Origin of the sequence: Bradyrhizobium sp. AZCC 1721 (assembly GCF_036924715.1) — a bacterium.
Classification (GTDB): domain Bacteria; phylum Pseudomonadota; class Alphaproteobacteria; order Rhizobiales; family Xanthobacteraceae; genus Bradyrhizobium.
Map to the genome: position 1 here is coordinate 5,536,443 of NZ_JAZHSB010000001.1, position 12,299 is coordinate 5,548,741.

Here is a 12,299-nt window from a genome sequence, read left to right on the forward strand (position 1 = left end):
GGTGCACGAAACGCGTTACGCAGCAGATCAGGAATAGACAGAGACGACAATGACCGATCGCAACATTCCCGTCACCGAAGACGAGCTGCATGCTTACGTCGACGACGAGCTGCCGGCAGAACGCCGCGGCGACGTCGAAGCGTGGCTCGCCTCGCATCCCGACGATGCCGCGCGGGTGCGGTCGTGGCGCGCGATGGCGGAAGCGCTGCATACCAGGTACGATTCGGTTGTCGACGAGGCGGTGCCGAGACGGCTCGAGATCGAGCGGCTGGTGCGACAGCCGCGCAGATGGGTGTACGGCGCGGTGGCGGCGACGCTGGCGGCGTTCATCGCCGGCGGCGGCATCGGCTGGTTCGCACGCGGCGCGGCGACTGCACCTTCGGCTTTCCAAAATTTGACGGTGCATGCGATCGAAGCGCACCGGCTTTACGTGGTGGAAGTGCGGCATCCCGTCGAGGTGCCGGGCAGTGAACGCCATCATCTGCAGCAATGGCTGACCAAGCGCTGCGGCTGGGTCGTCCGCGCGCCGGAACTGGCGGGGGCCGGATTGAAACTCGTCGGCGGACGGCTGTTGCCGGGTTCCGGGGGCCCAGCGTCCTTCATGATGTATGAGAGCGCCTCAGGCGAACGCTTCACGATCTACACCGCGAAATCGGACGCCGAGGCGACCCAAATGCGGTACGCGGCGGAAGGTAAGGAGAGCACCCTGTTCTGGGCCGACGACGGCGTCGTCTATGCGGTGGTGTCTACCGGCGCCGACAGGGGACGGCTGACCCAGATCGCCCAGGCCGTCTACGATCAGATGGAAAAGAAGGGCTGACCAGAAGCCCCCGGGGGAGCTCAGCGGAACCCGGGGATCGTTGCGATCGGATCACGTGTTCCCGGATTGCGCTCTGCTTCGTCCGGGTTGCGGGCGGCGAAAAGCGACGAATTGGCAACACCCGCGCCGCTTGTCCAAATTCTGACATCGAAAATCTGGAATCAAAACACCGGTGCGTCTCATTAATGCACCGGGTGATCACGCGAAAATGAGCAGCGTTCGATCCGCCGATCGGCGCAAGCGGCCTCGATCGGGGTTTGGTACCGCGCTGGTCCCCCTTTCGAGGCCGCCCCTTTTCCGGGAAACCCTTTGTTTCCAGGAAAGAAATGCACTTTTTTGGGAAACTCCCGCTCGGAACCCCGCTATTCAATTCCACGCAAAATTTGCGCCGCGAACCCGGCCGAATCAGCCGAAATCGCTGCGCGGATTGTACGGGTGGCCATCGCGCCACTTCTGCATCAATGCCTCGAGCTCGCTATCGTTCCCGTCGGGCAAAATAATCCGGGTGGTGACGAGCAAGTCCCCGGTTTCCCCGGGCTTGGGCAGGCCCTTGCCCTTGAGGCGGAAGGTGCGGCCGCTTGAGGTATTTTTCGGGATCGAGAGCTCTACCGCGCCACCCAGGGTGGGCACGCGGACCTTGCCGCCCAACACCGCCTCATAAAGCGTGATGGGCAGATCCAGGCGCAAATCGCTGCCATCGACCTTGAAGAAGGGATGCGGGGCGATGCTGACCGTAATCAGGAGATCGCCCGGCGGGTGGCCCGGCGCAGTTTCGCCCTGCCCCTTTAGCCGGATCTGCTGACCGGCGGTGACGCCTGCGGGGATCTTGACGTTGAGCTCCTTGCCGGTCGGCAAACGGACGCGCTTTTCCCCGCCCTTGACCGACTCTTCCAGCGACACCGTCATGGTGACGTTCAGATCGAGATCGAGGCCGACTCCACCGGTGTCGAATTCAAAGGTTCGGCCGCCGCCGGCACGTCCGCTCCTGGCTGCGCCGCCGAACATGCTGTTGAGGATGTCCTCGAAGCCCGCGCCGCCCATGCCGCCGGGGCCGCCCCCGCTGCGGAAAGTGTAGGATTCGAAACCACCTCCACCGGCTCGGCCGCGCGGGTCGCCGGAAAAGCCGCCACCAGGAAAGCCTTGGAAGCGCGGCTTGCCCTCGGCATCGATCTCGCCGCGATCGAACTGCTTGCGCTTGTCCTCGTCGCCGATGATCTCGTTGGCGGCGTTGATCTCGGAAAATCGCGCCGCAGCCTTCGGATCGTTCTTGTTGTTGTCGGGGTGATGCTTCTTGGCGAGCTTGCGGTAGGCACTCTTGATCGCCGTAGCGCTGGCGCCTCGCGGCACCCCCAAGACCTCATAGGGGTCGCGCATCCGTCACGTCTCCTTCACGGAAATTCGGTTCTTGAAGCTTAGGGCAATTCGCCCGCTTTGGCTTCATCTGGGGAGCCAGTTGCATTTTTGCAACTACCATGTCGCTTGAAGTCGATTTGAGGCGTTATCCCCTCGTCCACGGCTTAATTGTATGGATTTCCCATCTACCGTGGCCTGCCTTGCAGGCGGCGCCCTGCAGCCAGCTTTCCGAGCGGCCGTTGACGTAGCTCGCCAGGAAATCCCGGCAGGTGCGCCCATCTTCCGCAGAATAGGCCTGCGACAGCGGCGTCACCGAGCCGCGCGCGCCGGTCTCCGGATTTTCCCAGGGTTGGCTGGAATCCTTGTCACCCTTGGTCAGCACGTCGGAGGCGGCGGTGCGGGCAAAGGCGAGATCGCTCTCGGTCGGCACCGGCGATTGCTTGCCCAGTGCACCCGTGACGTCGGCAGCGTTCATCTTGGCGTAGGCATCCGGGCGCGAGAGGCTGCAGCCGCCTGAGCCGAGACCGATCAAAATCAACGTCATCACAGCGCCCCTCGGCCCGATCGCCGATAGGCCAACGCGTCCCCATGCCCTATATAGGGCGTGCCCGTATCGGGGCTGCAACGCGTTCTGGGACGCGAGGGTACGCAACTGGGACTCCTGACATGACGGACACGACCTCCATCAAACACCCGACACCGTTAACATCGGGTGATTTTACCGCGGCCGAGGAACCATTTGCGCTGTTTGCCGAGTGGTTTGCGGAAGCCGTGAAGTCCGAGCCGAACGATCCCAACGCGATGGCGCTGGCGACCGTCGATGCCGACGGGCTACCCGACGTCCGGATGGTGCTGATGAAGGGCTATGATGCGGATGGTTTCGTGTTCTACAGCCACATCGCCAGCCAGAAGGGCCGCGAACTCGCCGCAAATCCTAAGGCCGCTTTACTATTTCACTGGAAGTCGCTGCGCCGTCAGGTGCGCGTCCGCGGCAGCGTGACGCCGGTGACGGACGAGGAAGCCGATGCGTATTTCGCGACGCGTCCGAAGCAGGCGCAGATCGGCGCCTGGGCCAGCAAGCAGTCGCAGCCGCTGGAGAGCCGCTTCGCTTTCGAGCAGGCAATCGCCAGGGTCGCGGCCAAATACGTCATCGGCGAAGTGCCGCGCCCGCCCGGCTGGAGCGGTTGGCGCATTACGCCCCAGCGTTTCGAATTCTGGCACGACCGACCATACCGCCTGCACGACCGCATCGAATTCCGCCGCGATGCGCCGTCACAGGCCTGGAGCAAGGTGCGGCTCTATCCCTGACGCTAAACGCACGCGACGACGTTCAAAGTTGAAAGACCTGCATGCCCGCTCCATCCAATGCGCCACGGCGCACGCTGCTTCTGACCGGTGCCAGCCGCGGCATCGGCCATGCCACCGCGATCCGGTTCTCCTCGGCCGGCTGGCGCGTCATCACCTGTTCGCGGCACGCCTTCCCGGAAGTCTGCCCGTGGGGCGCCGGCCCGGAGGATCACATCGAGGTCGACCTCGGCAGCCATGACGACACCGTGCGCGCGATTTCCGAGATTCGCAGGCGGCTGGAGAACGACGAGTTGCACGCGCTGGTCAACAATGCGGCGATCTCGCCGAAGGCGCCGGGCGGCGGGCGGCTCGGCACCATGGACACCGATGTCGAAACCTGGAACCACGTCTTTCACGTCAACTTCTTCGCGCCGATCATGATCGCGCGCGGACTGCTCGAGGAGTTGAAACACGCCAGGGGCGCGGTGGTGAACGTCACCTCGATCGCGGGCTCGCGCGTGCACCCGTTCGCGGGCGCGGCCTATGCGACGTCGAAGGCGGCGCTTGCCGCGCTGACGCGCGAGATGGCGTTCGATTTCGGCCGCGTCGGCGTCCGCGTCAACGCGATCGCGCCCGGCGAGATCGACACCTCGATCCTGTCGCCGGGCACCGAGAAGATCGTCGAGCAGCAGATTCCGATGCACCGCCTCGGCACGCCGGACGAGGTGGCGAAGATCATTTACGTGTTGTGCACGGAAACCAGCTCTTACGTGAACGGCGCCGAGATTCACATCAACGGCGGCCAGCACGTGTAGTGCATGACGTGATCTTGTAGGATGGGTAGAGCGCAGCGAAACCCATCAACCGGCTCGCGATGAAGCGATGGGTATCGCTTCGCTCCACCCATCCTACGCTACGTCGCATGCTTGCCGTTCACTCCGCGCAAAACTTCCGCTGTGCAGTGCGCAGAGCAGCCGTCGCAGCGACGTTGAACGTGCTCGAACACTCATCCTCGTTCTCGCCGTCCGCCAGCACAGCACCGCAGTGCCGGCAAAGCCGCGTCGAGAACGCCTGCGCCTTGCCAACGCTGCGGCTCTGCTGATAGCGGGCCAGGTCGATGACGTTGCGTGGCGACATTATAAGTTTCTCAACCATGGGATCCTCGCGGCCTGAGAGACGCGTTATCGCAGACAAGTTTCGACCATTCGTTCAGTCCACTGCTCAAATTTTAGCGGTGGGATTGAGTCGATCTTTCGCACATCGGGAACCGCACGGAACTGTGATCTACAGCCACTTCTTCCATCTGAAGAACAAGTACGGCAGCACTGCTGCCATGAGCATCATGAGCAGCGCCATCGGATAGCCGTGCGCCCATTCGAGTTCCGGCATCACCTTGAAGTTCATGCCGTAGACCGACGCGATCAGGGTCGGCGGCATCAGCACCACCGCCATTACGGAGAACAGCTTGATGATGTTGTTCTGTTCGAGATTGACGACGCCGAGCATGGCATCGAGCGTGAAGGTGATCTTGTTGGAGAGGTAGGAGGCGTGGTCGGTCAGGGAACCGACGTCGCGCTGCATGGTCTTGAGCTGTTCGCGCATATCCTTGGACCATTTGACACCCTCCACCACCGCCGACAGGAAGGTGACGACGCGGCCGATCGAGACCAGGCTCTCGCGGATCTTGGAGACCAGATCCCCCTTGCGCCCGATCGCGATCAGGATCTGCGAGTATCGCTTGGCCTGACCATGGCGTGCGCTTTCGGGCTCGAAGATGTCGTGCGAGACCTGGTCGACCTCGGCGCCAGCGCGCTCCAGAATGTCGGCGCAGCGGTCGATCACCGCGTCGAGCAGTTCCATCAGCACCATCTCGCCCGATATCCCGGGCAGGCAGGAGCGCGCCAGCTTGTGCTCAACGAGCGCAAACGGCTTCGGCTCGTCGTAGCGCACCGTCACCAGACGGTGACCGGCGAGAATGAAGGTGACGGCCGTGGTCCGCGGCATATCGGTGTCGGATTGGCACATCAGCGTAGCGGTCATGTAGCGGGCGGCGTTCTCGATATAGAGCCGGCTGGAAATCTCGATTTCCTGCATGTCCTCCCGGGTCGGTACTGCAATCCCGGTCAGCCGCTCGACCGCGCGGTCCTCCTGCCCCGTCGGGTTCAACAGGTCGATCCAGACCGCATTGTCCGGCAATGCTGCCGGGTCCACATCCGGGAGCTTCTTCAGGGTAGATTCGAAGGGAACAAACACCGAAAACATGGGCAACTCCGGAACCGGTAGACATCCCACCCAGCGGCACTAGACCCGATTCTGGCAAGTGCTTCATGACCCTCGCATTAACCGGCGTCGATATTTATGGCAGCGGGGTGGCGGCGGCGCGGCCGCGATTTGGCCCCTGCGCCATCCCTGCCCAGAAATCAACCGGAAGCCGCAAAACTTGCGGCATAAAAGCCACAGCCAGCCTTCCGCAGCGCAGAATGGACGTGCAAATGCTGGCATGTCAGCCGGCTTTTGCAGATAATGAGATTAATGGAATCGTCGCGTTTGAGGCGCAAGATTGTGGCTTGCGAACGCCTGACTTTCGATTGGAAGTGTACCATGTCGTCGCTGAAAGTAATTTTGGGGCTGCTCGCCGCCGGCCTTGCGTTGTCCGGCTGCATGCCGGCAACCACCTATCAAGCTGCACCTGAAGCCACCCTCAAGCCGAACGACAAGGCCCAGCTTGCCAAGGCGCGCTATGCCGCGGTCAAGCCCCCGGAACCGTTCCGCCGCGCCATCGTCGACTATCACCGCAAGGAACTGCCCGGTACCATCGTTGTCGATTCCGACAACCATTACCTCTATCTGGTCCAGGACGGCGGCAAGGCGATCCGCTATGGCGTCACCGTCGGCGAGGAAGCCCTCGCATTCTCCGGCATCGCGCGCGTCGGCAACATGGCGGAATGGCCGAAATGGACGCCGACCGCCGACATTCACAAGCGTATCGAAGGCCTGCCGGCCTCGGTGCCCGGCGGCGTCGACAATCCGCTCGGTGCCCGCGCGCTCTACCTGTACCAGGGCAACCGCGACACGCTGTTCCGCATCCACGGCACCAACCAGCCGGAATATATCGGCGCCTCGATCTCGTCGGGCTGCATCCGCATGACCAACGAAGACGTCATCGACCTCTACAGCCGGGTGAAGACGGGCACCGTGGTCGTCGTGCTCGAACCCAAGCAGGGTGACTCGCCGTTCAATTCCAAGATGGCGCTGCAGGGCGGCGGCAACAGCAGCTCGATGGCGCAGTAGCCGACGCCGGTTACACTGCAGTGGAAGATCAAGAGCGCCGGTTTTTCCGGCGCTTTTTCGTTGCGGGCTTGTCCTCGCGCGCCGGCTCGGCCTTTTCCGATTTCTCGCCATTCGATTCAGCGTCCGGCTTGGCCGCATCGGGCTTCGCACCAGACCTGTTTGCATCAGGCTTGTCAGACCTGTTCGCGTCGGATTTGGCGTCGTCGGGTTTGGCGGCGACCTCGCGCGGCGGCGCTTCCTCGGGCCGTTCGGCCGGCAATAGCGGCGCTCTCTGCGGCAGCGGGTCCCAGACGTCCCATTGGCAGATCCGGTAATTGCCGCGCCGCTCCATCAGATCGAGATGGATGTGGTCCTCGTGGTACCAGTCCGAACCCGGGCCGAGCACGGTCGAGAACCGCGTGCAGGCGGAGTGCAGCACGGTCTCGCGCAATTTCCGCGGCACGGTCCGGTCGGTTAGCGAGATCGAGGTGCCATCGGTGAGCTTGAAGGCGCGCACGTCGAGCGCGTTGGCGCGGCCGTGCTCGGAGAGTTTTGCGCCGACGATGCGGTTACGGCCACGGCACTCGAACGAGTCGAAATTGTCGAGATCGGAGACGGTGCTGCCGAGGCGCTCAGCGAGCGGTGCGATATCCTTGCGGATCCACTCTGCCAGCGCAGACGCCATGGGACAACGCAGGATCGCCGCCGGCTTCACCGACACCCGCCGCTTGTCCGGCAGCACGATCGCCTCGAGCCGCACCAGATCCTCGCCGCCGCAGCCGTTGGCGCCGCGGATGTCCGGGATGCTGGGCGCAATGGCGACTTCGTCCGTCAGCGCCAGGCGGCACGCGGAGGGTTGTGGCGTGGGCTGCGGTGCAGGCGCCGCCTGCTCCTTGGCCTTGTCTTTCTCAGGCGACGCCTGCTCCTTCTCGGCCGGCTGCTCAGGCTCGGCAGACGGCGCCTCAGCGGGACGCGGCCTCGGCAGCGGCACAGCCACACGGCGCGCCTTTGCTCGCGGACGTGGTTGTAAATGCCTGAATAGGTTGTCCCACGGCGCGGCGTGCGAAGCCTTTGCCGCCCAGGCCGGCTCGACTGGCATGCCAATCAACAGCGCGGCCGCGGCAGCGGTAACCATTGCCGCTGCAATGCGGCCAAAGGTGCCATTAGCCCATTTTCGGCTTGCTTTCTGCGCGGTAAAGTTCATTTCAATTCCATGAACTTAACCCCGATCCGCCAGCAATGTTCGCGGATCGTGCGGCAATAAAACAACCATCGGAGGAAAGTGCGTATGCTCGGATTGATGCAAGATTGGCCTTTGCTTTGCCATCGGATTATCGAACACGCGGCGAAGTATCACGGCACGCAAGAGGTCGTCACGCGGTCGGTCGAAGGCCCCATTCATCGCACCAATTACGCCGAAATTCATGCACGCGCGCTGAAAGTATCGCAACGGCTCGACCGCGACGGCATCAAGCTCGGTGACCGTGTCGCCACCATCGCCTGGAACACCTGGCGCCATCTCGAATGCTGGTACGGCATCATGGGAATCGGCGCGATTTGCCACACTGTCAATCCGCGGCTGTTCCCCGACCAGATTGCCTGGATCATCAACCACGCGCAGGACCGCGTGGTGATCACCGATACCACCTTCGTGCCGATCCTGGAAAAGATCGCGGCCAACCTGCCGAGCGTCGAGCGCTACATCGTGCTGACCGACAAGGCGCATATGCCGCAGACCACGCTGAAGAACGCGGTCGCCTATGAGGATTGGGTCGCGGAAGCGGACGGCAAGTTCACGTGGAAGGATTTTGACGAGAATACCGCGGCCGCGATGTGCTACACCTCGGGAACCACGGGCGACCCCAAAGGCGTGTTGTATTCGCATCGCTCCAACGTGCTGCACGGGCTGATGGCCAACAACGTCGACGCGCTCGGCACCAGCGCCGCCGAGACCATGCTGCCGGTGGTGCCGTTGTTCCATGCCAATAGCTGGGGCATCGCATTCTCCGCGCCTTCGATGGGCACCAAGCTCGTGATGCCCGGCGCCAAGCTCGACGGTGCTTCGGTCTATGAACTGCTCGACACCGAGAAAGTCACCCATACCGCCGGCGTGCCGACGGTGTGGCTGATGCTGCTGAACCACATGTCGGCCAACAATCTGAAGCTGCCCCACCTGAAGAGCGTGGTATGCGGCGGCTCGGCGATGCCGCGCTCAATGATCAAATCGTTCGTCGACATGGGCGTGCGCGTACGCCACGCCTGGGGCATGACCGAGATGAGCCCGATCGGAACCGTGGCCGCGCTGAAGCCGCCGTTTGCCGAACTCACCGGCGAGGAGCGGCTCGACATCCTGCAGACCCAGGGCTACCCGCCGTTCGGCGTCGAGATGAAGATCACCGACGATGCCGGCAAGGAACTGCCGTGGGACGGCAAGACCTTCGGCCGCCTCAAGGTGAGTGGGCCCGCGGTCGCCAAGGGCTATTTCAAGGTCGATACCGATATCCTCGACGAGGAAGGCTATTTCGACACCGGCGACGTCGCCACCATCGACCAGCACGGTTACATGCGGATCACCGACCGCTCCAAGGACGTCATCAAGTCCGGCGGCGAATGGATCTCATCGATCGATCTCGAAAACCTCGCGGTCGGCCACCCGGCGGTCGCGGAAGCCGCTGTCATCGGCGTCTACCATCCCAAATGGGACGAACGTCCGCTGCTGATCGTGCAACTCAAGGCCGGCCAGCAGGCAAGCCGCGAGGACATCCTGAAATTCATGGATGGCAAGATCGCGAAATGGTGGATGCCCGATGACGTCGTCTTTGTCGACGGCATCCCCCACACCGCAACCGGCAAGATCCTGAAGACCGCGCTGCGCGAGCAGTTCAAGAGCTACAGCTTCCCGAACGCGGCGGCGTGACGCGAAGCCTGGGCTCGATTCAAAGAGGCCGCCTTCCGGCAAAGCGGGAGGCGGCCTCTTCCTAAAAAATCTTACTCAAGCGGGGTGCAATACGCCCGCCCAGGATCAGCGCGAGAGCGCCAGCGCGTCGAGCCGTCGCTGCGCGTCGGGTTCGCCCCATTCCTTTGCCCGCTGATACCAGATGCGGGCCTGCGCGACGTCCGCCAGCGGGCCATCGGCACCCATCTGCCTGAGCCGCGCCGGATCGTAGGTCGAGCCGACGAGCAGCGCCGCGCGTGCATCCTGCGCTTCCGCCCCACGCATCAGCACCAACCGCGCCGACTGCACATCGCCGGCGGCGAGCAAGTCCTGCCCGCGTTTGATCAGGGCAGCGATCTCCTTCGGATCGAGGCTTCGCACGACTTCCGCCTGCTGCCGCACGGCTGGCATCGGCGGCGCGGCCGCGGCCATGGCGACCGGCGGCGGTACAGCGACTGGCGCTACAGCAACCGGCGCGGCAACGACCGGGGCTGGCGCGGCAACCGGCGGCGCAGCGACAGGGGCCTTTGGCACAGGCGCCCAGGTCAGTCGCGTGGAGGTGCCGGTGAGCGCCACGCCATTGCCGTCACGCAGCTCCGCCGTCACCAGCATCTGGCCGGTGAAGCCATCCGGCGGAATGACCGAAACGCCGGAAATCTCCGTCGCCGACACGCGCCACTCGCTCGGACCGACACGCTTGCCGGATGTGAGCCGTGCGCCGGCAGTAAGTCCATTGATGGATACGTAGGCGTCGGGCGGCGGAGAGCCGACGTGGATCCCGAGCGGCACGGGATCGTTGGTGAACCCACTGCCGTCCTGTACGGCCAAGGTCGCCGTACGCCTCGCTGGCTGCGGCTGCGGCGCCGGAAGCACCGACGATTTCACCGACTGCCAGGCGGCCGAGAGCGACGCATTATCCTGGTTGGCCGGGCGCTGCGACGACGGAATGGCCATGACCAGAAGCATCGCGATGCTCGCTGCGATCGCCACGGCGATCGAGAAACGGATGACCTGCTGGAACAGCGCGCGGCGTCCCGACAGGTCGCGGAGCACGGATGGCGCTTCGACCGGCGCGGTCTCCCTCGCCTCCTGCATGGCCTGGGCCACGGCTTTGGTGAACATTTCGGAATCTTGGCGGCGCGCGGGCTTGCTGAAGGGCTGCAAGGGCGGTCCTTCCGTTGGCATTCGCGGACGCCAGCCATCGTCGTTCTGCATCAGCATCGTGCCCGGTTGATCGCTGCTCGTCCGTTCCCTCTGCTCACGCGGCGCATAATATGGCCGGATCGTTCGGGCCGACATATCGTTCGTGCTTTGCATCACTCATACTGAACACTCGCCCTCATGGGGCCTTCCGCCAGCCCCGCGGACGTATGCCGATTGCGCCCTCTGCGATCCTAGAACTCCGGGGGCGCAACCGCAATTTTTTTGCGACTCCGCCCGCAACAAGGACCAAGAGTTGAGATCATCCTGCAGCGCTTCCGGCTGACGCCCACCGTTTCCCCTTGGCTGGCGTTCGCCGGTGTCCGTGCAGGACAGTCCCGTGTTGCGGCAAATACGACAACCAGGCGGCGAGAGGTAGACGAAAATTGGACCAACTTCAATGTACAACTAATAATCAATTTACAGGGATGGTTACCCATGAGGTTGCTGCACGCAGCGCATTTGCCCGATTAGTATCGCCTGCAAACTTGAAATTCGCGCCACGCCGTGGTCTCAAGCTTGCGAGTTTGCAGCCGGCCCGCCGGCCACACAGATTTCAGAAACCCGGCAGATTCACCGATGGCCCGAAGGTTTTCCTCTCCTTACCAGTCGGAGCCCGTGTCCAGCCTCGCCACCTGGTCGCGCAACCTCGCCATCTTCGCCGTGGTCGCGGTGGTGGTGTCGATCATCATCGTCCGCTTCGGCTTCCTGGAGGTAAAACCCGCGCTGGCGACGTTCTTCGGCGCGCTCGGTTTGGCTGTGCTTTCGATCCTGGTCGGCCTCGCCGCCTTTGCCGCAATCTGGCAGAACGGATCGCGCGGCATGGGCCGGATCGTGCTGGCGTTCCTGATCAGCGCCCTTCTGCTCGCCTACCCGGCCTACCTCGCCCTGCAATATCGCAAGCTGCCGCCGATCCACGACATCACCACCGATCCGATCGATCCGCCGCGCTTCGAGGCGCTGGCGCGGCTGCGCAGCGGCGAAGGTGCCAACTCCGCCGTCTATGCCGGACTCTATTCGGCCGAGCAGCAGCGGATCGCCTATCCCGACATCGAGACCGTGGAGCTCGAAGTACCGCCGCAGCGGGCCTATGAGGTGACGCTGGCGCTGGTCAACAAGCGCAAATGGCTCGTGATCGACGAACGGCCGCCGCAGCCGCCACGCCGCATCGGCCGCATCGAGGCGGTGGCGCGAACGCCGATCATGGGATTCCGCGAGGACATCTCGATCCGCATTACCCCCGACGGCGACGATTCACGCGTAGATATCCGCTCCTCCTCGCGCTATTTCGAAAGCGACCTCGGCAGCAACGCCGCCCGCGTCTCAAAGCTGATCGAGGACATCAACGCCGCCGTCGACAACGCCAAGCCGGCGGCGCCGAAGAAGCCGCAGACACCGGCCAAGGCCCAGGCAAAGAATGTAAAAAAATGACGC

The 12,299-nt window shown here is 63.6% G+C and carries 12 protein-coding genes; 6 read left to right on the top strand and 6 right to left on the bottom strand.

Features of this window, described 5'->3' with window-relative positions; genetic code table 11:
• Nucleotides 1-49 precede the first annotated feature (49 nt).
• Nucleotides 50-820: an anti-sigma factor family protein gene (locus V1273_RS26620; protein WP_334364206.1), complete on the top strand. Its 771-nt coding sequence runs from the start codon at nucleotides 50-52 to the stop codon at nucleotides 818-820.
• Nucleotides 821-1,225: 405 nt separating this feature from the next.
• Here V1273_RS26620 and V1273_RS26625 read toward each other — a convergent pair whose 3' ends face one another.
• Both V1273_RS26625 and V1273_RS26630 read right to left on the bottom strand, forming a co-directional pair.
• Entirely contained in the window at nucleotides 1,226-2,194 is a 969-nt protein-coding gene (locus V1273_RS26625) for a J domain-containing protein (protein WP_334364207.1), read from the bottom strand.
• Nucleotides 2,195-2,318: 124 nt separating this feature from the next.
• Nucleotides 2,319-2,717, bottom strand: a complete 399-nt coding sequence (locus V1273_RS26630) for an RT0821/Lpp0805 family surface protein (RefSeq protein ID WP_334411429.1) — start codon at nucleotides 2,715-2,717, stop codon at nucleotides 2,319-2,321.
• A gap of 122 nt (nucleotides 2,718-2,839) precedes the next feature.
• On the opposite strand from V1273_RS26630, the gene pdxH reads away from it, so the two are divergent.
• Both pdxH and V1273_RS26640 read left to right on the top strand, forming a co-directional pair.
• Nucleotides 2,840-3,481, top strand: a complete 642-nt coding sequence (gene pdxH, locus V1273_RS26635) for a pyridoxamine 5'-phosphate oxidase (RefSeq protein WP_334364209.1) — start codon at nucleotides 2,840-2,842, stop codon at nucleotides 3,479-3,481.
• A 41-nt stretch (nucleotides 3,482-3,522) separates the two neighbouring features.
• Nucleotides 3,523-4,275 carry an SDR family NAD(P)-dependent oxidoreductase gene (locus tag V1273_RS26640; protein WP_065748956.1) on the top strand — a complete coding sequence of 251 codons (753 nt, stop codon included), beginning with the start codon at nucleotides 3,523-3,525 and terminating at the stop codon, nucleotides 4,273-4,275.
• 118 nt (nucleotides 4,276-4,393) lie between these two features.
• Here V1273_RS26640 and V1273_RS26645 read toward each other — a convergent pair whose 3' ends face one another.
• Both V1273_RS26645 and V1273_RS26650 read right to left on the bottom strand, forming a co-directional pair.
• Entirely contained in the window at nucleotides 4,394-4,615 is a 222-nt protein-coding gene (locus V1273_RS26645) for a hypothetical protein (RefSeq protein ID WP_334411430.1), read from the bottom strand.
• A gap of 129 nt (nucleotides 4,616-4,744) precedes the next feature.
• On the bottom strand, nucleotides 4,745-5,722 hold the full coding sequence (locus V1273_RS26650) for a magnesium transporter CorA family protein (RefSeq protein WP_334381036.1): 978 nt from the start codon (nucleotides 5,720-5,722) through the stop codon (nucleotides 4,745-4,747).
• A gap of 339 nt (nucleotides 5,723-6,061) precedes the next feature.
• On the opposite strand from V1273_RS26650, the gene V1273_RS26655 reads away from it, so the two are divergent.
• Nucleotides 6,062-6,751 (top strand): L,D-transpeptidase, encoded by a 690-nt coding sequence (locus tag V1273_RS26655; RefSeq protein ID WP_057843542.1) that lies wholly within the window; start codon nucleotides 6,062-6,064, stop codon nucleotides 6,749-6,751.
• A gap of 28 nt (nucleotides 6,752-6,779) precedes the next feature.
• Here the strand turns inward: V1273_RS26655 and V1273_RS26660 are convergent, their stop codons facing one another.
• On the bottom strand, nucleotides 6,780-7,934 hold the full coding sequence (locus V1273_RS26660; RefSeq protein ID WP_334411431.1) for an extensin family protein: 1,155 nt from the start codon (nucleotides 7,932-7,934) through the stop codon (nucleotides 6,780-6,782).
• An 84-nt stretch (nucleotides 7,935-8,018) separates the two neighbouring features.
• Here V1273_RS26660 and V1273_RS26665 point away from each other — a divergent pair, with 84 nt between their 5' ends.
• Nucleotides 8,019-9,647: a fatty-acid--CoA ligase gene (locus tag V1273_RS26665; RefSeq protein ID WP_334381034.1), complete on the top strand. Its 1,629-nt coding sequence runs from the start codon at nucleotides 8,019-8,021 to the stop codon at nucleotides 9,645-9,647.
• 105 nt (nucleotides 9,648-9,752) lie between these two features.
• Here V1273_RS26665 and V1273_RS26670 read toward each other — a convergent pair whose 3' ends face one another.
• Nucleotides 9,753-10,787, bottom strand: a complete 1,035-nt coding sequence (locus V1273_RS26670; protein WP_334411432.1) for a hypothetical protein — start codon at nucleotides 10,785-10,787, stop codon at nucleotides 9,753-9,755.
• A 657-nt stretch (nucleotides 10,788-11,444) separates the two neighbouring features.
• Between V1273_RS26670 and V1273_RS26675 the strand changes: the two genes are divergently transcribed.
• Nucleotides 11,445-12,296, top strand: coding sequence for a DUF1499 domain-containing protein (locus V1273_RS26675; RefSeq protein WP_334364214.1), 852 nt, complete (start codon nucleotides 11,445-11,447; stop codon nucleotides 12,294-12,296).
• Nucleotides 12,297-12,299: the final 3 nt, after the last annotated feature.

What these genes read in the sequence shown, in the direction of transcription:
- V1273_RS26675 (WP_334364214.1), top strand. Translation starts at nt 11,445, where the DNA reads ATGGCCCGAAGGTTTTCCTCTCCTTACCAGTCGGAGCCCGTGTCCAGC.
- V1273_RS26630 (WP_334411429.1), bottom strand. Translation starts at nt 2,717, where the DNA reads ATGACGTTGATTTTGATCGGTCTCGGCTCAGGCGGCTGCAGCCTCTCG.
- V1273_RS26645 (WP_334411430.1), bottom strand. Translation starts at nt 4,615, where the DNA reads ATGGTTGAGAAACTTATAATGTCGCCACGCAACGTCATCGACCTGGCC.
- V1273_RS26670 (WP_334411432.1), bottom strand. Translation starts at nt 10,787, where the DNA reads ATGTTCACCAAAGCCGTGGCCCAGGCCATGCAGGAGGCGAGGGAGACC.
- V1273_RS26655 (WP_057843542.1), top strand. Translation starts at nt 6,062, where the DNA reads ATGTCGTCGCTGAAAGTAATTTTGGGGCTGCTCGCCGCCGGCCTTGCG.
- V1273_RS26625 (WP_334364207.1), bottom strand. Translation starts at nt 2,194, where the DNA reads ATGCGCGACCCCTATGAGGTCTTGGGGGTGCCGCGAGGCGCCAGCGCT.
- pdxH (WP_334364209.1), top strand. Translation starts at nt 2,840, where the DNA reads ATGACGGACACGACCTCCATCAAACACCCGACACCGTTAACATCGGGT.
- V1273_RS26665 (WP_334381034.1), top strand. Translation starts at nt 8,019, where the DNA reads ATGCTCGGATTGATGCAAGATTGGCCTTTGCTTTGCCATCGGATTATC.
- V1273_RS26660 (WP_334411431.1), bottom strand. Translation starts at nt 7,934, where the DNA reads ATGAACTTTACCGCGCAGAAAGCAAGCCGAAAATGGGCTAATGGCACC.
- V1273_RS26650 (WP_334381036.1), bottom strand. Translation starts at nt 5,722, where the DNA reads ATGTTTTCGGTGTTTGTTCCCTTCGAATCTACCCTGAAGAAGCTCCCG.
- V1273_RS26620 (WP_334364206.1), top strand. Translation starts at nt 50, where the DNA reads ATGACCGATCGCAACATTCCCGTCACCGAAGACGAGCTGCATGCTTAC.
- V1273_RS26640 (WP_065748956.1), top strand. Translation starts at nt 3,523, where the DNA reads ATGCCCGCTCCATCCAATGCGCCACGGCGCACGCTGCTTCTGACCGGT.